This window comes from Stenotrophomonas rhizophila, assembly GCF_003751305.1.
GTDB lineage: Bacteria > Pseudomonadota > Gammaproteobacteria > Xanthomonadales > Xanthomonadaceae > Stenotrophomonas > Stenotrophomonas rhizophila_B.
Window position 1 is genome coordinate 832506 of the sequence record NZ_RJKV01000002.1, and the last position, 18012, is coordinate 850517.

At 67.6% G+C, this 18012-nt stretch carries 14 protein-coding genes; 9 read left to right on the forward strand and 5 right to left on the reverse strand.

Going from position 1 to position 18012, the window contains the following annotated elements; genetic code table 11:
- Positions 1-5: 5 nt before the first annotated feature.
- Together sucD and EDF74_RS12245 are read left to right on the forward strand one after the other, a co-directional pair.
- Entirely contained in the window at positions 6-881 is an 876-nt protein-coding gene (gene sucD / locus EDF74_RS12240) for a succinate--CoA ligase subunit alpha (RefSeq protein ID WP_123730364.1), read from the forward strand.
- Between the two features lie 258 nt (positions 882-1139).
- Positions 1140-2774: an NAD+ synthase gene (locus EDF74_RS12245; RefSeq protein ID WP_123730365.1), complete on the forward strand. Its 1635-nt coding sequence runs from the start codon at positions 1140-1142 to the stop codon at positions 2772-2774.
- 208 nt (positions 2775-2982) lie between these two features.
- Here EDF74_RS12245 and EDF74_RS12250 read toward each other — a convergent pair whose 3' ends face one another.
- Positions 2983-3867 carry an outer membrane protein assembly factor BamD gene (locus EDF74_RS12250; RefSeq protein ID WP_123730366.1) on the reverse strand — a complete coding sequence of 295 codons (885 nt, stop codon included), beginning with the start codon at positions 3865-3867 and terminating at the stop codon, positions 2983-2985.
- 116 nt (positions 3868-3983) lie between these two features.
- Between EDF74_RS12250 and rluD the strand changes: the two genes are divergently transcribed.
- Genes rluD through EDF74_RS12265 form a run of 3 tightly spaced genes read left to right on the forward strand, consistent with a single transcriptional unit; the run spans position 3984 to position 6180 of the window.
- Positions 3984-4979 (forward strand): 23S rRNA pseudouridine(1911/1915/1917) synthase RluD, encoded by a 996-nt coding sequence (gene rluD / locus EDF74_RS12255; RefSeq protein ID WP_123730367.1) that lies wholly within the window; start codon positions 3984-3986, stop codon positions 4977-4979.
- Positions 4979-5758: a peptidoglycan editing factor PgeF gene (gene pgeF, locus EDF74_RS12260; protein WP_123730368.1), complete on the forward strand. Its 780-nt coding sequence runs from the start codon at positions 4979-4981 to the stop codon at positions 5756-5758. Before rluD ends, pgeF begins: the two co-directional genes overlap by 1 nt.
- Positions 5755-6180, forward strand: a complete 426-nt coding sequence (locus EDF74_RS12265; protein ID WP_184997295.1) for a thiol-disulfide oxidoreductase DCC family protein — start codon at positions 5755-5757, stop codon at positions 6178-6180. Before pgeF ends, EDF74_RS12265 begins: the two co-directional genes overlap by 4 nt.
- Positions 6181-6252: 72 nt before the next feature.
- On the opposite strand, the gene otsA is transcribed toward EDF74_RS12265, so the two are convergent.
- The 4 genes from otsA to EDF74_RS12285 all read right to left on the reverse strand — a co-directional run bounded on the left by otsA (position 6253) and on the right by EDF74_RS12285 (position 12832).
- Positions 6253-7617, reverse strand: a complete 1365-nt coding sequence (gene otsA, locus EDF74_RS12270; RefSeq protein ID WP_123730370.1) for an alpha,alpha-trehalose-phosphate synthase (UDP-forming) — start codon at positions 7615-7617, stop codon at positions 6253-6255.
- Positions 7614-9395, reverse strand: coding sequence for a glycoside hydrolase family 15 protein (locus EDF74_RS12275; protein WP_123730371.1), 1782 nt, complete (start codon positions 9393-9395; stop codon positions 7614-7616). Before EDF74_RS12275 ends, otsA begins: the two co-directional genes overlap by 4 nt.
- An 87-nt stretch (positions 9396-9482) precedes the next feature.
- On the reverse strand, positions 9483-10241 hold the full coding sequence (gene otsB / locus EDF74_RS12280) for a trehalose-phosphatase (protein WP_123730372.1): 759 nt from the start codon (positions 10239-10241) through the stop codon (positions 9483-9485).
- 140 nt (positions 10242-10381) lie between these two features.
- A complete protein-coding gene (locus EDF74_RS12285; RefSeq protein ID WP_123730373.1) occupies positions 10382-12832 on the reverse strand; it encodes a TonB-dependent receptor plug domain-containing protein in 2451 nt (816 codons plus the stop codon).
- Positions 12833-13072: 240 nt separating this feature from the next.
- Between EDF74_RS12285 and EDF74_RS12290 the strand changes: the two genes are divergently transcribed.
- From EDF74_RS12290 to EDF74_RS12305, 4 genes are all read left to right on the forward strand, one after another.
- Positions 13073-13555: a DUF3574 domain-containing protein gene (locus tag EDF74_RS12290; RefSeq protein WP_184997222.1), complete on the forward strand. Its 483-nt coding sequence runs from the start codon at positions 13073-13075 to the stop codon at positions 13553-13555.
- Between the two features lie 35 nt (positions 13556-13590).
- Entirely contained in the window at positions 13591-14451 is an 861-nt protein-coding gene (locus EDF74_RS12295; RefSeq protein WP_123730374.1) for an XAC2610-related protein, read from the forward strand.
- Positions 14452-14535: 84 nt separating this feature from the next.
- Positions 14536-16257, forward strand: a complete 1722-nt coding sequence (locus EDF74_RS12300) for a thiamine pyrophosphate-dependent enzyme (protein ID WP_123730375.1) — start codon at positions 14536-14538, stop codon at positions 16255-16257.
- A 110-nt stretch (positions 16258-16367) separates the two neighbouring features.
- Positions 16368-17966, forward strand: a complete 1599-nt coding sequence (locus EDF74_RS12305) for a hypothetical protein (RefSeq protein ID WP_123730376.1) — start codon at positions 16368-16370, stop codon at positions 17964-17966.
- Positions 17967-18012 lie beyond the last annotated feature (46 nt).

The window sequence follows — 18012 nt, forward strand, 5'->3', positions numbered from 1 at the left end:
ATCCAATGTCAGTTTTGATCAATAAGAACACCAAGGTGATCGTGCAGGGCTTCACCGGCCAGCAGGGCACCTTCCACGCCACTCAGATGATCGAGTACGGCACCCAGGTTGTTGGCGGCGTGACCCCCGGCAAGGGCGGCACCACCCACATCGATCTGCCGGTCTTCAACACCGTTGCCGACGCCGTGCAGAGCACCGGCGCCAACGCGTCGGTCATCTACGTGCCGCCGCCGTACGCGGCTGACGCGATCCTGGAAGCGGCCGCTGCCGGCATCCAGGTCATCGTGTGCATCACCGAAGGCATTCCGGTGCTGGACATGCTGCGCGTCAAGAACGTGCTGACCCGTGCCCATCCGGACACCGTGCTGGTCGGCCCGAACTGCCCCGGCGTGATCACCCCGGGCGAGTGCAAGATCGGCATCATGCCGGGCCACATCCACATGCCGGGCAAGATCGGCATCGTGTCGCGTTCGGGCACCCTGACCTATGAAGCGGTCAAGCAGACCACCGAAGTCGGCCTGGGCCAGTCCACCTGCATCGGCATCGGTGGTGACCCGATCAACGGCCTGAACTTTGTCGACTGCCTGAAGCTGTTCAACGAAGATCCGCAGACCCTGGGCATCATCATGGTCGGCGAAATCGGCGGCGACGCTGAAGAAGCTGGTGCCGAGTACATCAAGGCCCACGTGAAGAAGCCGGTCGTCGGTTTCATCGCGGGCGCCTCGGCTCCGGCCGGCAAGCGCATGGGCCACGCCGGTGCGATCGCATCGGGCGGCAAGGGCACCGCCGAAGGCAAGTTCGCTGCCATGGAAGCTGCCGGCGTTGTCACCGTCCGCTCGCCGGGCGACCTGGGCGCTGCCATCGCCAAGCTGGTGAAATAAGACCGCCAGCCGCGCAGCGGCTGACGTGTCTGTAGAAGCCGACCGTTGGTCGGCTGCTCGAAACAGAAAGGCCGCCTCCGGGCGGCCTTTCTGCGTTCAAGGCGATACCCGGAGCGGTAGGTCCCGGCCGCTGGAAGGCAAGCACGCCACGTAGTGCCGGCCGCTGGCCGGCTCCTCATCGTGCTGCCGCCGAATGCGTGGTTGCCGGCCAGCGGCCGGCACTACAATGAGCGCAGTACACCTACAGGCTGGAACACCATGACCTCGCTCCGCATTGCCCTGGCGCAGTTCGATTTTCCGGTTGGCGCCGTGGCGCAGAACACCGACACCATCATCGCGATGATCGCCGAGGCGCGCGATGAGTACGGTGCCGAGCTGGTGGTGTTCCCGGAGCTGGCGATCAGCGGCTATCCGCCGGAGGATCTGCTGCTGCGCCCGGGCTTCCTGTACGACTGCCAGCAGGCGCTGGAGCGCATCGCGGCGGCCACCACCGGCATCGCGGCCGTGGTCGGTTGGCCACAGGCCGCCGGTGCGGTGGTCTACAACGCGGCCAGCGTGCTGCGCGATGGCAAGGTCGAACACACCTACCGCAAGCGCGAGCTGCCCAATTACGCGGTGTTCGATGAGCGCCGTTACTTCGATGTCGACCCGGACGGCGGCAGCTGCGTGTTCGAGCTGAAGGGCGTGCCGGTCGGCGTGCTGGTCTGCGAAGACCTCTGGTTTGCCGAACCGCTGGCCGATACCGTCCGTGCCGGCGCGCAGCTGGTGATCGTGCCCAATGCCTCCCCGTACGAGCGTGGCAAGCATGCCCAGCGCGACGCGCTGCTGGCCGAGCGTACCCGCGAGAGCGGAGCGGCGATCGCTTACCTCAACGTGGTGGGTGGGCAGGACGCGCTGGTGTTTGATGGTGCCTCGGTCGTCGCTGACGGCGATGGCACGGTGCATCCGGCCGCGGCGGCCTTCACCGACCAGTGGCTGGTGGTGGATTACGACGCCGATGCGCGCCGCTTCCTGCCGCGCGAGTGGATGGACGACGGCGACGAGAGCATGGATGCGCTGGCCTGGCGCGCGGTGACCCGCGGGATCCAGGATTACTGCCGCAAGAACGGCTTCAAGAAGGTCTGGATCGGCCTGTCCGGCGGTATCGATTCGGCCCTGGTGCTGGCGATGGCGGTGGACGCGCTGGGCGCTGCGAACGTCACCGCGGTGCGGCTGCCGTCGCGTTACACGGCGGACATGTCCAACGATCTGGCGGCCGAGCAGTGCCGCGCGCTGGGCGTCACCTTGGAGGCGGTCTCGATCGAGCCGGTGTTCGAGGGCCTGATGGCTGCGCTCGGCCCGATGTTCGAGGGGCAGGCGGCCGATGTGACCGAAGAGAACCTGCAGTCGCGCAGCCGGGGTGTGATCCTGATGGCGCTGTCCAACAAGTTCGGCGGGCTGCTGCTGACCACCGGCAACAAGAGCGAGTACGCCGTGGGCTACGCCACCATCTACGGCGACATGTGCGGCGGCTACGCCCCGCTCAAGGACCTGTACAAGACGGAGGTGTTCGGGCTCTCCAAGTGGCGCAATACCGTGGGCGGCGCCCCGGTGATCCCGCCGGCGGTGATTTCCCGCCCGCCCTCGGCCGAGCTGCGCGCCAACCAGACCGACCAGGACTCGTTGCCGGCCTACGACGTGCTGGACGGCATCCTGTACCGCTATGTGGACCAGGAGCAGTCGCGCGAGGAGATCGTGGCCGCCGGGTACGCCGCCGAGGTGGTGGACCGTGTGCTGCGGCTGGTGCGCACCAGCGAGTGGAAGCGCCATCAGGCCGCCCCGGGGCCGAAGGTCTCGCGCCGGGCGTTCGGGCGTGAGCGGCGTTACCCGATCAGCAATGGTTACAAGGGCTGAGACGCCAGCCGGTAGGCGCCGACCGTTGGTCGGCGCAGGGTGGGGCGTGGGGCTGGCGGCGAAGGGCGGCCTGTGAGGGGGCTGGCGAGGTGGCCGGTATAACCCGCAGAGAGCAGCCGACCAGCGGTCGGCTCTACCGGCCGCTGCCGCGACGCCCCCGTCGGCGTCGCCGCCGGGTAATAAAAAGGCCCCTTTCGGGGCCTTTTTATTACTTGCGGTTCATCGTGGCGTTGCGTTCACCGGTGCTGGCGGACTTCTCGCCGGCAAACGGGTTCAGCTTGCGCACCATCCACGGGTACTTCGGCCACTTGCCCTGCAGCCACGGGTGATCGGGCTGGTTCAGCTCGAGCACGCGACGGGCATCGTCGGCCAGGGTCTTGTTGCCCAGGTGGGTGTAGGCCTCGCCCAGGGCGGCCACGGCGTCGTACTGGAACGCGCTCTGCGGGTAGTTCTCCAGCAGGAAGTTGGCGCGGCCAGCGGCCGAGACGTACGCCTCGCGGCGCAGGTAGTACAGGGCGTTGTCCAGCTCGTACTGGGCGAACACGTCGCGCAGGGCGATCATCCGCTGGCGCGCATCGGCGGCGTAGCGGCTGTTGGGATAGCGCTCGGTGACGATGGTGAAATCGGCATAGGCCTGGCGCGGGCTGGACAGGTCACGGCGGCTCGGGTCCAGCGACCAGACGCGGCGCAGGAAGACCGTGTCGCGATTGCCATTGGCCAGGCCGCGCAGGTAGTACATGTAGGCGATGTTGCGGTGGGTCGGGTAGGTACGGATGAAGCGGTCCACGCTGGACACCGCGTCATCGTGCTTGCCGGCCTTGTACTGGGCGTAGGCGCTTTCGATCATCGCCTGTTCGGTGTACGGGCCATACGGGTACTGGGCTACCAGGCGGCGGAAGCTGGCTTCGGCACCGCTCCAGTTCCCCCCTTCCATGAGCTTGTGGCTCTTCTCATAGAGCGTTTGAACCGGCAGACCTTCATCCGGATTCTTGTCCTTGGTACCGCGGTGACAGCCGGTGGCGACGAAGAGCAGCACCAGCATCAGGGCGGCGAGGCGGACGGGCGCGGACAGCATAACGGAGCGTCGGATCATGGGGTCAGGGCGGGACGCGGCTGGAATACGAAGGGTCGATGATAGCCTAGTGGCCTGTCCCGCGACTGAAACTGGTCGCCCGGACCCCAAAATTGTCCCTATTGCGGTGTGCCCCCATGTCCGATACCCCTGCTGATTCCGATTCCCCCCGCCAGGCCATCGTGCCCGATACCGCCGCCGGCCGGCGTTTTGACGCGGTCCTGGCCGAGCTGTTCCCCGAGTTCTCCCGGTCCAAGCTGACCGAGTGGATCAAGTCCGGCGACGTCCTGCTGGACGGCGACACCGTGCGCGGGCGCGATCCGGTGCGCGGCGGCGAGGTGGCCAGCCTGCATGTCGTGCTCGACACCCAGACCCATGCCGAGCCGGAGGACATCCCGCTGGAGGTCCTGTACGAGGACGAGCATGTATTCGTGATCAACAAGCCGGTCGGCCTGGTGGTCCACCCCGGCGCGGGCAACCCGACCGGCACCCTGGTCAATGCGCTGCTGTTCCGCGACCCCTCGCTGTCGGTGCTGCCGCGTGCGGGCATCGTGCACCGCCTGGACAAGGACACCAGCGGCGTGATGGTCATCGCCCGCACGATCCAGGCGCAGACCGCGCTGGTCGAGCAGCTCTCGGCACGTGAAGTGCATCGCCAGTACCTGGCCGTGGTGGTCGGTGCGCTGGTCTCCGGCGGCACCGCCACCGCCGGTATCGACCGCCACCCGCGCGACCGCATCCGCATGGCCGTGCGCGAAGACGGCAAGGAAGCGATCACCCATTACCGCCTGCGCGAGCGTTTCCGCGCGCACACCGCGCTGGAATGCCGCCTGGAAACCGGCCGTACCCACCAGATCCGCGTGCACATGGCGCACCTGCGTCATCCGATCATCGGCGATCAGCTGTATGGCGGCGCGCTGAAGCTGCCCAAGGGTGCCAGCGAGGAACTCGTGGCCGAACTGCGCGGCTTCAAGCGCCAGGCGCTGCACGCCGAAACGCTGGAGTTCGTGCACCCGATCACCGGCGAGAAGATCACCAACAGCGCACCGCCGCCGGCCGACATGCAGGCGCTGCTGCACGCCCTGCGCGAAGACAGCAAGCGGTTCGCCGAGCAGGAACGCAACCGCCGCTGATGGACACCACCGTGCCCGTGCTGCCCGCCGACTGGCCAGCCCCGAGCGGGGTCCATGCCGTCACCACCCTGCGTTTCGGCGCGGGCGGTTCGGTGGCGCCGTTCGATCAGTTCAACATGGGCAACCGGTACGCCGCCGACGGCGATGATCCGGCGCAGGTGCAGCGCAACCGCGATCTGCTCGTGCCCGGGCTGGGCTTGCCCTCCGCACCCCATTGGCTGCGCCAGGTGCATGGCACCGGCGTGCGTCGCTTCACCGCGCCGCCGACGGCCGTTGGCGTCGAGGCCGAACCCACCGCCGATGCGGCGGTGACCTCGGTTCCGGGCGTGGTGCTGGCTATCCTCACCGCTGACTGCCTGCCGGTGGTCTTCGCCGCCCGCGATGGCGGTGAGATCGGGGCGGCCCATGCCGGTTGGCGGGGGCTGGCCGACGGCATGCTGGAGGCCACCGTGGCCGCCATGCAGACCCCGGCCGCGCAATTGCAGGCATGGCTGGGCCCGGCGGCCGGGCCCGCGCTGTATGAGATCGGCGAGGATGTGTTCGAGGCCTTCGTCGAGCGCGACGAGGGCGCTGCCGCGGCCTTCGTGGCGACCCGGCCGGGACACTGGAAGGTGGACCTGTACGCGGTGGCTCGCAGGCGCCTGCACTCTGCGGGTCTGGACCCTGCACGCATCAGTGGTGGGCAGTACTGCACCCTGGCGGACCCGCAGCGGTTCTACTCGCATCGGCGCGACCGCCGCACCGGGCGCATGGCGACCCTGGCGTGGATCGCGCCCTGACCGTTGGACAGACGGGGAGTGGAGCGGCCGACGCGGTCATCGTCTTCGACGGCGTCTGTGCACTGTGCAGCCGCTGGGTGCGGTTCCTGCTGCGCGTCGACACGCGCGGCCGCTATCGCTTCGCTGCGATGCAGGGCGTGCACGGACGCGCCCTGCTGCAGGCGCACGGGCTGGATCCGGAGGATCCGTCTTCGTTCCTGCTGCTCGAGCAGGGGGGCGCATGGACGGACACCGATGCCATCCTCCGCGTGCTGACCGGGTTGGGCGGTGCATGGCGTGTGCTGGGCGTGCTGCGCTGGTTGCCCCGCGGGCTGCGCGACCGCGCGTACCGCGCGCTGGCGCGCAACCGGTATCGGTGGTTCGGTCGTCACGACACGTGTTTTCTGCCGACTCCGGCGCAGGCGGCGCGTTTCCTCGACTAAGCAGGGACGGGTTGCCGGCCAGCGGCCGGCACTACCGCAAGCGGTCCTGGTAGTGCCGGCCGCTGGCCGGCATCACCCTTCCAGCGCCTGCAGATACGTCCGCCGCCAATGATTGATGTCGTAGGTGCGCAGGTGCTCCATCATCGCCTGCCAGCGCTCCACGCGCTTCTTCAGCGGCATGGTTGCCGCTGTGGCGATCGCATCGGCGACGCCATCGAGGTCATGGGGATTGACCAGCAGCGCCTGCTTCAATTCATCGGCGGCACCGGCCAGCAGTGAGAGCACCAGCACGCCCGGGTTTTCCGGATCCTGCGAGGCCACGTACTCCTTGGCGACCAGGTTCATGCCATCGCGCAGTGGCGTCACCAGTCCCACCGCCGCCGCCCGGTAGAAACCGGTCAGGGTGGCGTGGGTGAAGTTCTGATTGACGTAACGCAGCGGGGTCCAGTCCGGCGCGGCATGACCGCCGTTGATGTGGCCGGCGATCTGTTCCAGCTGGCTGCGCAGGTGACGGTACTCGGTGACATCCCCTCGCGAGACCGGGGCGATCTGCAGGTAGGTCAGCGAGCCGTGCTGGTCCGGATGGCGCTCCAGATACCGTTCGAACCCCTGGAAACGCTCGGGCAGTCCCTTGGAGTAGTCCAGCCGGTCCACACCGATCGCCAGCTGACGATTGCGCAGGCTCCCGCGCAGGTCCTTGACCGCCGGCTTGTTCGCACCGGCCTTGGCCTGGCGGGCGATGAACTCGGTATCGATGCCGATCGGGAAAGCGGCAGCGCGGAAACGCCGACCGCCGGGCGCTTCCAGCTCGCCATCCGGCAGTACCCGGCCGCCACCGAACAGCCGCACGTAGGACTGGAAACGGTCCGCATCGCGCTGGGTCTGGAAGCCGACCAGATCGTAGGCGTACAGGCTGGAGAACAGCCGCAGGTGATCCGGCAGCGCCTGCAGCAGATCGGCCGAGGGCATCGGCACATGCAGGAAGAAACCGATGCGGCAGCCGATGCCACGCTCGCGCAGCAACGACGCGAGCGGGATCAGGTGATAGTCGTGGATCCAGACGATATCGTCCTCGCGCAGCAGCGGCGCGAGCTTCTCGGCGAACAGCGCATTGACCCGGCGATACGTTTCGCGCGTGGCGCGATCGTAGTCGACCAGGTCCAGCCGGAAGTGCAGCAGCGGCCACAATGTGCGGTTGGCGAAGCCGTTGTAGTAGCCATCGACGTCGCGCTTGTTGAGGTCCATGGTGACGTAGCGGATGTCACCGTCTACCTGCTCGTGCAGGGCGCCGCTGTTGTCACGGACCGACTTGCCGCTCCAGCCGAACCACAGGCCGCCACGCTCCTTGAGCGCGGCCAGCAGGCCGACCGCCAGGCCGCCGGCGCGGGATTCACCGGGAACGGCGACCCGGTTGGAGACGACGACCAGGCGGCTCATGAGGCCTCCTGCCAGCTGCGCGACAGGCGCATGGCGGCGGTGATCAGGCCGACGTGCGAATAGGTCTGCGGGAAGTTGCCCCACGCTTCGCCGTTGTCGAAGGCCAGATCCTCCGACAGCAGGCCCAGATGGTTGCGGCGCTCCAGCAGCGTTTCGAACATCTCGCGCGCTTCGTCCAGGCGACCGATCGCGGCCAGTGCGTCGATGTACCAGAACGTGCAGATGGTGAAGCTGGTTTCCGGCTCACCGAAGTCATCCGGCGCCACGTAGCGGTACAGCGCGTTGCCGTGCTTGAGATCGCGGCCAATTGCTTCGACCGTGGCGACGAAGCGCGCATCGGTCGCCTCGATGAAGCCGATGTCGGCCAGCAGCAGCAACGAGGCATCCAGCCGGTGGCCGCCGAAGGTGTCGGTGAAGTGGCCGAGTTCCTCGCTCCATGCCTCGCGCAGGATGCGCGTGTGGATGGTGTCGGCGCGCTCGCGCCAGTAAGTGGCGCGGTCATCCAGCTTCAGGCGCACCGCGATCTTGCACAGGCGGTCGCACGCGGCCCAGCACATCGCGCTGGTGTAGGTGTGCACTTCGGTGCGGCCGCGGAACTCCCACAGCCCGGCATCGGGTACGTCGTGCAGGGTGAACGCCTGCTCGCCAAGCGGCTCCAGCCGCGCGAACGTATGCGCATCGCCCGGATCCTGCAGGCGACGATCAAAGAACAACTGGGTGGAGGCGAGCACCACGCTGCCGTACACATCGTGCTGGCGCTGCACCCAGGCCAGGTTGCCGCGCCGCACTGGGCCCATGCCGCGGTAGCCGGACAGCGACGCCACTTCGGTTTCCTCCAGCTTGGCTTCGAAGCTGATGCCATACAGCGGCTGCAGGCTGCCATCGGCGGTGGCCAGGTTGAAGATGTAGCCCAGGAACTGCTCCATCGTGCGGGTCGCGCCGAGGCGGTTGAGCGTGCGCACCACGAAGGCGGCATCGCGCAGCCAGCAGTAGCGGTAATCCCAGTTGCGGATGCTGCCGGGCGCTTCGGGAATGGAGGTGGTCATCGCGGCGATGATCGCGCCGCTGTCTTCGTACTGGCAGAGCTTGAGCGTGATCGCGCTGCGGATCACCGCGTCCTGCCATTCCAGCGGGATGGACAGATAACGCACCCATTCGCGCCAGTAGTCGCGCGTGCGCTGGAAGGATTCCTGCACGTAGCCACTGAGCGAACGGTTCAGCGATTCGTCCACGCCGAGCACCAGATGCACGGGATGGTTGAGCACGAACGGCAGGCCATCGCGGACGAAACGCAGCGGCACATCGGTGGTCAGGCGCAGCACATGGTCGGGGAGCACCCAACGGATATGGTTGCTGCCCCACGTGGCATCCGGGACGCGGGCGCCCCAGTCGGCCAGCGGGCGCGCGCGCACGATGATGCGCGGGTTGCCGGACAGCGGCCGCACCTGGCGGATCAGGCTGACCGGCCGGTAGAAACGGTCGTTCTGACGCCAGCGCGGTGCGAAATCGATGATTTCCAGTGCGCCGCCATGCTTGTCGCGCAGTACGGTGCGCAGGATGGCGGTATTGGTCAGGTAGCTCTGCTCGCTGTCGACCATGTCCTCCAGCTCGATGCCGAAGTCACCGCCTTCCTGTTGATTGGGGCCGAGCAGGGCGCAGAAGGTTGGGTCGCCGTCGAAGGTAGGCAGGCAACTCCAGACGACGCGCGCGTGCTTGTCGATCAGCGCGCCGAAGCTGCCATTGCCGACCACGCCCAGATTCAGATCGGGTTCGCTCATGATGCAGAAAGTCTCGTGTCATGCCGCGGTGGCACACCGGTGGGGGAGACCTGCGCGCGGCGTCAGGGGGCCTTGGGGGTCAAGGCATCAGTAGGCATTCTCGCGAAGCCAGGCGTGCACGCTGCGTATGGTGGGCAGGGCGAACACCGCATCGCTGGGCTCGCGTTCACCGACCAGCACGCTCCAGCCATGCAGGTCGTTGGCGGCGCCGAAGCCGAATTCATCGGTGAGGTCGTCGCCGACGAACACCGGCATGCGATCGCGGAACGGCGGCTGCAGCATCAACTGCCGCAGCGCGCGCCCCTTGTCGCTGCCTTCGGGCAGGAATTCGATGACATGGTCGCCGGGCTGCAGCCGGTAGCCGGCATGGCCGCGGATATGCCGCTCGGCGAACGCGCGCACGTCGTCGGCGGCGTGTGGCGCCCCGCGCCAGTGCAGGGCCAGGCTGCGGCCCTTGTCCTCGACCAGGACGCCGGGCGTGCCGTGCGCGAACCGCATCGCCTGCTGGTGCAGGGCATGCAGCCACTCGCTGGTATCGGCGGACGGATCGCTGCTCTGCGCGCGCTGCTCATGGTTGCGCAGCTCATGGCCGTGCAGCCCGGCGGCGGGCAGGTTCAAGGGAGCGAACAGCGCGTCCAGCTGGGCGAGCGGTCGCCCGCTGATCAGGGCGACCGCGCCATCCAGCCGGTCGCTGATGCGGCCGATGGCTTCACGCACATCCGGCAGCAGGACGACCGACTCGGGGTCGTCCGCGAATTCGATAAGGGTGCCATCCACGTCCAGGAACAGCGCACAGGCATCGTCCAGCAGTGGCGGCGGCGGACGTTGGGGGAAGTCGTTGGCCATAGCGGCCAACATGCCAGCGTGGATGTGATTACCAGGTTAATGATGACCACATCCACGCTGTAATGCCCGCCGCTGGCCGGCAACGCTTCATGGCGTTGCGCCGCTGCACGGAGGCGCCGGCCAGCGGCCGGCGCTACCGGTCAGAAGGTATACCGCACGCGCCCGTAGTAATACGCACCATTGCTGCCGATCGGTGACAGTACGTCGTACGGCAGGTTGCCGAAGTAGTAGATGTCGTCGTTGGACAGATCCGAGTAGTTGTCGGTCAGGTTCTGCCCACCCACCGCCACGCTCCACTGCGGGGTGATCTTGTATTCCACTTCGGCATCCAGCTGCCACTCGGCGCCGTAGGTCTGGCGGGGGATGTAGCCATCGCCGAAGTTGAACACGCGGGTCACGCTGCCATACCGGCTCAGACGGCTGGTCAGCGACCAATGATCGTCGGCCCAGCTGGCGGCGAGCGCGGCGCGGGTGCGCGGCGTGGCATCGGTCAGCGTATTGGTTTCTTCCACGCCGAACAGCACGTAGTCCGGATCCAGCGCGAGCAGGCCCGGCGGCGTGGCGAGCACGTTCTTCAGCGTGGTCTTGGTATAGGCATAGGTGCCGGTCAGCACCAGTTCGCCGTCACCCAGCGACTGCCGCCAGTTGCTCACCAGTTCCGCACCGCGGGTGCGGGTATCGGCGGCGTTGACGAAGAAGCTGGCGCTCTGCAGGCCGGCCACCCCGAACTGCTGCTGCACGTAGTCGGTCAACGCATCACCGGTGATGCTCTCCGACAGCGCGATGCGGTCATCGATGTCGATCTGGAAGAAGTCCAGCGAAACATCGAAGTGGTCGCCGATGCGGCTGGTGAAGCCCAGGCTGGTGTTGAGCGACTTCTCCGGCTTCAGATCGGTGGCACCCAGGCCACGCGCGATCGGATTGTTGACCGACAGCACACGGCCCTGCACCAGTTGGCCGGCCGCGTTGTAGCCGGTGGAGGTCGACTCGTAGCCGATCTGCGCCAGCGACGGCGCGCGGAAGTTGTTGGAGATCGCACCGCGCAGCGCGAAGGCCGGGGTGAATTCGTAGCGCAGGCCGAGCTTGCCGGTGAGCTCACCGCCGAAGTCGTCGCTGTGCTCGTAGCGCGCCGCCAGATCGCTGGAGAAATGCTCGCCGAACTGGCTGGACAGGCTGACATAGGCGCTGGCCACATCGCGCGACAGCGAGGTGGCGTCCTGCGGAGTCAGGCCGCCACCCGCCTGCGAGCCGGTCGGGCGATCCGTGAACGGGCCCGCGGCATAGCTGCTCGGGTCACCGGGGCGGGTTTGGTAATGGTCGCGGCGCGCTTCCAGGCCCAGGCCCAGGCTGTGGGTGATGCTGTCGCCCTGCGAGAACACGCGGCCGAGGTCGACGTTCGCGACGGTCAGTTCATTGCGGTAGTCGCCGGTCTTGAAGCGGGTCGGGCTGGTCGGGCCCAGCGAGGCGTTGATCGAGTTGCGCAGGCGGTAGGTGAACGTGTTGATGCCGTAATCCAGGCTGGCATCGTAGTTCCACTCGCCCCACTGGCCCTTCGCACCGGCCACGGCCTGTACGTCGCGGTTTTCGCCTTCGGAGATCGGGCGGTAGCCGTTGGGGTAGACCTGGGCCCAGTTGGCATCGCTGTCCGGATAGCGGAAGTAGTTCGCGCCTTCGCTGTCGCGCTGGTTGAAGGTGGCGAAGCTGTAGAACGTGGAGGTTTCACCGAACGGCAGCTGCGCGTTGTACCAGGCGTTGAGATCCTTGGTCTTGCCGTCGCCGAGCACGTAGTTGCGCTTGCCCTGCAGGGCAAGGTTGGTATCGCTCTGGTCCCACGGCGGGATCTGATCGAAGCCGGCTCGGTTGGTGCCCTCGTGGTTCTTCAGCTCCAGGCCGACGCGCAGGAAGCCGCCGTCGTCGCCCAGTGCGGTACCGACCTTGGCGCTGGCGTAGCTGGTCTGGCCATCGGTGAGGGTGCGGTCGATCGGCTTCAAATCGGTGTGGTTGGCGCCGAAGCTGGCTTCGAACGCGCCACCTTCCGGGGCGTCATCCAGGATCACGTTGATCACGCCGGCCACCGCATCGGAGCCGTACAGCGCGCCGGCGCCATCGCGCAGCACCTCGATGCGCTTGATCGCGCTGACCGGGATCGCGTTGAAATCGACCGGTGTGGTGCCCTTGCCGATCTTGCTGTCGGTGTTGACCAGCGCGCTGCTGTGGCGGCGCTTGCCGTTGACCAGCACCAGCACCTGATCGGGCGAGAGCCCGCGCAGCTGGGCGGCACGGATGTGGTCGGCACCGCCGGAGTTGGACTGGCGCGGGAAGTTGAACGAGGGCAGCAGCGCCTGCAGCGCGCTGCCCAGTTCGCCGTTGACCACGCCGGCCTTGCGGATGTCCTCGGCGGTGAGCACGTCTACCGGCGAGGTCGATTCCAGCACGGTCCGGTCGACGGCGCGGGTGCCGGTGACGATCACGGTGTCCAGCGTTTTGGCAGTGTTCGGCGCGTCCTGCGCAAGTACGTCCTGGGCCAGCAGGGGGGAGGAGAGGACGAGCGCGATGGCAAGGCCAAGGCGGGACGCGGACGGACGGGACATGCGGACTCCAGCAGGACGACGAGGGGGAGGGATGGGGGAGGGGGACCGGCGTTGGCGACCAGTGGTCGGTACTACCAATCCATCCGGATGAAGCGATATATTATCTTCGCGTGATCGCCCCGTGTGACGCAAGTCCCGTCGCGGTGGTTATCAGCAGATAGCCGTTGGCGATCTGCGCCGGACCCGGATGTCCGGCACGCTTCTTCCCCTGCCTGTCCCCGTGTTTCCGGAGAGTTGTCCATGTCGTTCCGCGCCATTGTGTTTGCCCTGGTCCTGGCCACCAGCGGCTGTGCCACCGCCGCCCCGGCTGCCAAGCCGACCCCGCCCGCCACCGCCACGGCCACCCTGCAGGGCGATGCGGCGCGCCCGGATGCGGCGGCCGGCTGGGTCCGCAGCGAGCTCTATTTCGGGGTGGGGGAAGAAACCGGCGTGGCCGATCGGCCGCAGACCGAAGGCATCACCGACGCGCAGTGGCGCGCCTTCCTCGACAAGCAAGTGACCCCGCGCTTCCCGGACGGCCTGACCGTGTTCGACGCCTACGGCCAGTGGCTGTTCCGCGGTGCGCCCGAGCCGAACCGCCTGCGCACCAAGGTGCTGGTGGTCCTGCACGAGAACACCCCGCAGCGCCGCGCCGACATCGAAGCGATCCGCCTGGCATGGAAACAGGCCACCGGGCACCAGTCGGTGCTGTGGGCACAGCAGGCGGTTGAAGTATCGTTCTGAGCCAGGGCGCCGCGGTGGCGCTGCACGGAGTGATGATGAAACACAGGGATGCGATGCTGGCCGCGCTGTTGATGGGCCTGGCGGTGACGTGCGCGCACGCGCAGGCTGCCGCCCCGGCCCGGCTTCAGCTCGAGGTGGCTGCCGGCGTGCAGGTGCAGGCGACGCTGCAGGGCGACGGCGGTATTTCCGTCGTACTGGCACCGTCGGGCAAGCGTCAGGTGCTGCCCGGGGTGACCGACGCGGACGGCAACGCACGCCTGTCCGCCGAGGACGTCGATTTCGATGGCCATCCGGAGCTGGTGGCACGTGCCTCGGTCGGCATGGTCAACGAAGCGGTCGCGGTCTACCGCTACGTTCCAGCGCGACAGGAACTGGTTGCTCTGGCGCCCATCCCGAACGACCGCGCGCAATGCGGTGACCTGATGGGTCTGACCGTGGACGAAGACAACCGCACCCTGAGCAGCAGCTGCCGCAGCGGTCCGATGTGGTACGTGGACCAGTACCGCTACGACGGTGTGCGCCTGTACCTGTACCGTGCCGAGCGCCTGCTGATGCTCGACGATGTGCTCGAGCCTTACGTGTTCATCAAGCAGACCGCCGACAGCGGTCCGCTGGCGGTCTGGAGCACCTTTGATCCTGACGGCAACGTGCTGGAGACTGCCATCGGCGATGGCCTGGAGACGCCGCGTGCCGGCGCGCCGCTGCTGCGCATTTCCGGTCATGTGATGGTGACGCGGCTGCCGCTGTACACCCGGCCCGGTGATGCCACGACCAAGCGGTATCTGGTGCGCGATGACCGCGTGGAACTGCTGGATGAGCGCGATGGCTGGGTGCAGGTGCGTTATGACAATCGCACACGGGGCGCGGTGGTGGGCTGGGTGAACACGCAGCCGTGATCGGACGCTGCCATGGGTAAACCTACATGAGTGTCACTTGCCCGCGACTACGCTGACCCTTCCCCCTCGTCGTGGAAGCATGTCATGAGCAAGCGCGTTGCCGAGATCGTGGTTGAAACCCTGCAGGCCGCCGGTGTCCGTCACTGTTACGGCATCGTCGGCGATACCCTCAACTACGTCACCGATGCCATCCACCACAGCGAGATCGAGTGGGTGCACATGCGGCATGAGGAAGTGGCCGCGTTCGCCGCCGGTGCCGAGTCGTTGATCAGCGGGCAGCTCACCGCCTGCGCCGGCTCGTGCGGCCCCGGTGGCCTGCACTTCATCAACGGCGTGTTCGAGACCAACCGCAACCGCGCGCCGATGGTGTTGATCGCCAGCCAGGTGGTCACCGCCGAGTTGGGCATGGAGTTCCCGCAGGAAGTCGATTTCAAGGCGGTGTACGGCAGCTGCAGCGTGTTCTGCGAACAGGTACAGAGCGCCGAGCAGGCGCGCCGCGTCGTGACCCTCGCCTGCCAGGCCGCCATCAGCCGCCGCGGGGTGGCGGTGGTGATACTGCCCGCCGACATCAGCGAAGCCGAGGTCAAGCACGATGTGCCGTTCTCGGTGCACTACACCCAGCCGGTGCTGCGCCCCTCGGACGACGAACTGCAGCGCATCGCGGCGCTGATCGGCGAGGGCAAGCGGATCGGCATCTATGCCGGCGCCGGCTGCGAGCATGCGCACGATGCGCTGGTCGCCCTCGGGGCCCGGCTCAAGGCGCCGATCGCGCATACCTCGCGCGCGAAGGATTTCGTGGAGTACGACAACCCGTACAACATGGGCATGACCGGCATCTTCGGCATCGAGTCCGGGTATCACACGCTGATGGCCTGCGACACGCTGCTGCTGCTCGGCGCGGACTTCGCGTGGGGCCAGTACTACCCGGACAAGGCCACGTTGATCCAGGTGGATCGCGATGGCAGCCATCTTGGCCGCCGGCATCCCGTGAACCTTGGCGTGGTCGGTGACATCGGCCCGACCCTGGAGGCGCTGCTGCCGTTGCTGCCCGAGCGCGAGGACCGCAGCTTCCTGGACGAATGCCTGCAGCACCGTGAGAAGGCGCTGGCCACGCGGGCCAAGGAAGAGCACCCGGGCGAGGGCGAGCTGATCCACCCGCAGCACCTGACCGCGCTGATCGACCGCCATGCCGCCGATGATGCGCTGTTCACCGCCGACGGCGGCTCGCCGATGGTCTGGATCCTGCGCCATATCCGCGTCAACGGCCGCCGCCGCACGCTGACCAGCCTGCTGCACGGCACGATGGCCAACGCGATGCCGCAGGCGCTGGGCCTGCAGAAGGCCTATCCGGGCCGGCAGGTGATCTCGCTGTCCGGTGACGGCGGCCTGGCGATGCTGCTCGGCGACCTGCTCACCGCCGTGCAGGAAAACCTGCCGATCAAGGTGGTGGTCTACAACAACAGCTCGCTGAACTTCGTGGAGCTGGAGCAGAAGGTCGAAGGCCTGCTGGACAACTACACCGATCTGAAGAACCCCGATTTCGGCCGGCTGGCCGAAGTGATTGGTTTCTACGGGCGCACGGTCACCCGCTCGGACGACCTGGAGCAGGCCGTGCAGGACATCCTGGCCCATCCCGGCCCGGCGCTGCTGGACGTGCACACCAGCCCGACCGAACTGGTGATGCCGCCGCAGGTGGAGGCCAAGCAGGTGGCGGGTACTGCCCTGTACGCCGCCAAGGCGCTGCTGAGCGGGCGGGTCGGGGATGTGCGGGACCTGCTGGCCAACAACTTCCTCAACAAGCCCTGATCCCAACGCGATCCATCGGCGGGCGTTTCCCGGTGTTCCATCCATGCGCCTGTTACTGGGGGCGGGGAGGCCCTACCATCGGCTACCCCCTCCCCACGGCCGCCCCGCGCATGTCCGCCACTGCTCCCGTCCCCACCGGACGTCCCCGCTGGTTCGTTGCCGGCGATCTCAACGGCTTCTTCGGCCTGGTGGTCGACAATCTGTCGATCCTCGGCTTCATCGCGATGGCGCTGGTCGGCATCTTCCAGTTCCCGGCCGATGTGGTGTTCGGCCGCATGTTCCCGGGCACCGCCTTCGGCGTGCTGGTCGGCAACGTGCTCTACACCTGGATGGCCCGACGCCTGGCCGCGCGCACCGGTCGTGACGATGTCACCGCGATGCCGCTCGGCCTGGATGCGCCGACCAGCATCGGCATGGCGCTGCTGGTGCTCGGCCCGGCCTTCCTCGCCTTCAAGGGACAGGGCCTGGCACCGCACGATGCGGCCATCGCCACCTGGCAGCTGGGCATGGCCTCGCTGGTGATCATGGGCGTGCTGAAGGTGATCCTCTCGTTCTTCGGCGAAGCGGTCACCCGCGCGCTGCCGCGTGCCTCGCTGCTGGGCTCCATCGCCGGTATCGCGATCGTGCTGATGGGCTTCCTGCCGCTGCTGGAAACGCTGCGCTCGCCGATCGTCGGGTTCGTCACGCTGGGCCTGCTGCTGTACGTGCTGATCGCCAAGCGCAAGCTGCCGATCCGCGCGCCCGGCGTGCTGGTCGCGTTCGTGTTCGGCACGATCCTGTATTACGGCCTCGGGCTTGCCGGGCTGGGCGCACCGGGCTTCAAGGTGCCCGAGTGGGTGCCGCCGCAGGTGGTGCTGCCGTGGCCGACGCTGGGCTTCATCGACGGCCTGCCGACCGCGATCACCTACCTGCCGCTGCTGCTGCCGTTCGGCCTGCTGATGGTGGTGGGCGGCATCAACGTCTCCGAGAGCGCGCGCGCGGCCGGTGACGATTACCGCACCCGCGACATCCTGCTGGTGGAAGCCATCGCCACGCTGGTGGCCGGCTTCTGCGGCGGTGTGGCGCAGACCACACCGTACATCGGCCAGCCGGCCTACAAGCACATGGGCGCGCGCAGCGGTTACACGCTGCTGACCGGCCTGTTCGTCGGCATCGGCGGCATGCTGGGGGTGATCTCCGGGCTGGTGCAGTGGCTGCCGCTGGCCGTGCTGGCCCCGATCATCGTGTACGTGGCGATCGACATCACCACCCAGGCCTTCCAGGCCACGCCGCGCGAACATGCCGGCGCGATGGTGCTCGGTTTCCTGCCCTCGGTGGCCTACCTGCTGGCGATCAAGGCGCCGGGCTGGATCGCACCGGAGCAGCTGGCAGCGATGACCACCACCCTGGACGGGCATGGCCTGCCGGAGCTGGCGGTGATCTTCACCCTGGGCAATGGCTTCATCATCACCTCGATGCTGTGGATCGCGGCTGTGGTGGCGATGATCGACGGGAAGCTGCTGCGCGCCTCCGGGTTCCTGCTGGTGGCTGCGGCGCTGACGCTGTTCGGCCTGATCCACTCGGTGGACCCGCGCGGTGGCATCTACCTGCCGTGGCAGCTGGAAGGACTGCCGAAGATCATCAGCTGGCAGTTCACCGGCGCGTATGTGGCGCTGGCCGGGTTGCTGGCGCTGCTCTCGCTGCAGAAGCAGCCTGCGGAGCGTGCGTAACGCCCCGGTCGTGCCGGCCGCTGGCCGGCTGCTTTTCCTTGCGCTC

Coding starts and splice junctions, on each gene's coding strand:
- EDF74_RS12275 (WP_123730371.1), bottom strand. CDS start 9,395: ATGAGCGAACCCGATCTGAATCTGGGCGTGGTCGGCAATGGCAGCTTC.
- sucD (WP_123730364.1), top strand. CDS start 6: ATGTCAGTTTTGATCAATAAGAACACCAAGGTGATCGTGCAGGGCTTC.
- EDF74_RS12295 (WP_123730374.1), top strand. CDS start 13,591: ATGAAACACAGGGATGCGATGCTGGCCGCGCTGTTGATGGGCCTGGCG.
- EDF74_RS12245 (WP_123730365.1), top strand. CDS start 1,140: ATGACCTCGCTCCGCATTGCCCTGGCGCAGTTCGATTTTCCGGTTGGC.
- otsB (WP_123730372.1), bottom strand. CDS start 10,241: ATGGCCAACGACTTCCCCCAACGTCCGCCGCCGCCACTGCTGGACGAT.
- otsA (WP_123730370.1), bottom strand. CDS start 7,617: ATGAGCCGCCTGGTCGTCGTCTCCAACCGGGTCGCCGTTCCCGGTGAA.
- EDF74_RS12250 (WP_123730366.1), bottom strand. CDS start 3,867: ATGATCCGACGCTCCGTTATGCTGTCCGCGCCCGTCCGCCTCGCCGCC.
- rluD (WP_123730367.1), top strand. CDS start 3,984: ATGTCCGATACCCCTGCTGATTCCGATTCCCCCCGCCAGGCCATCGTG.
- EDF74_RS12290 (WP_184997222.1), top strand. CDS start 13,073: ATGTCGTTCCGCGCCATTGTGTTTGCCCTGGTCCTGGCCACCAGCGGC.
- EDF74_RS12285 (WP_123730373.1), bottom strand. CDS start 12,832: ATGTCCCGTCCGTCCGCGTCCCGCCTTGGCCTTGCCATCGCGCTCGTC.
- pgeF (WP_123730368.1), top strand. CDS start 4,979: ATGGACACCACCGTGCCCGTGCTGCCCGCCGACTGGCCAGCCCCGAGC.
- EDF74_RS12305 (WP_123730376.1), top strand. CDS start 16,368: ATGTCCGCCACTGCTCCCGTCCCCACCGGACGTCCCCGCTGGTTCGTT.
- EDF74_RS12300 (WP_123730375.1), top strand. CDS start 14,536: ATGAGCAAGCGCGTTGCCGAGATCGTGGTTGAAACCCTGCAGGCCGCC.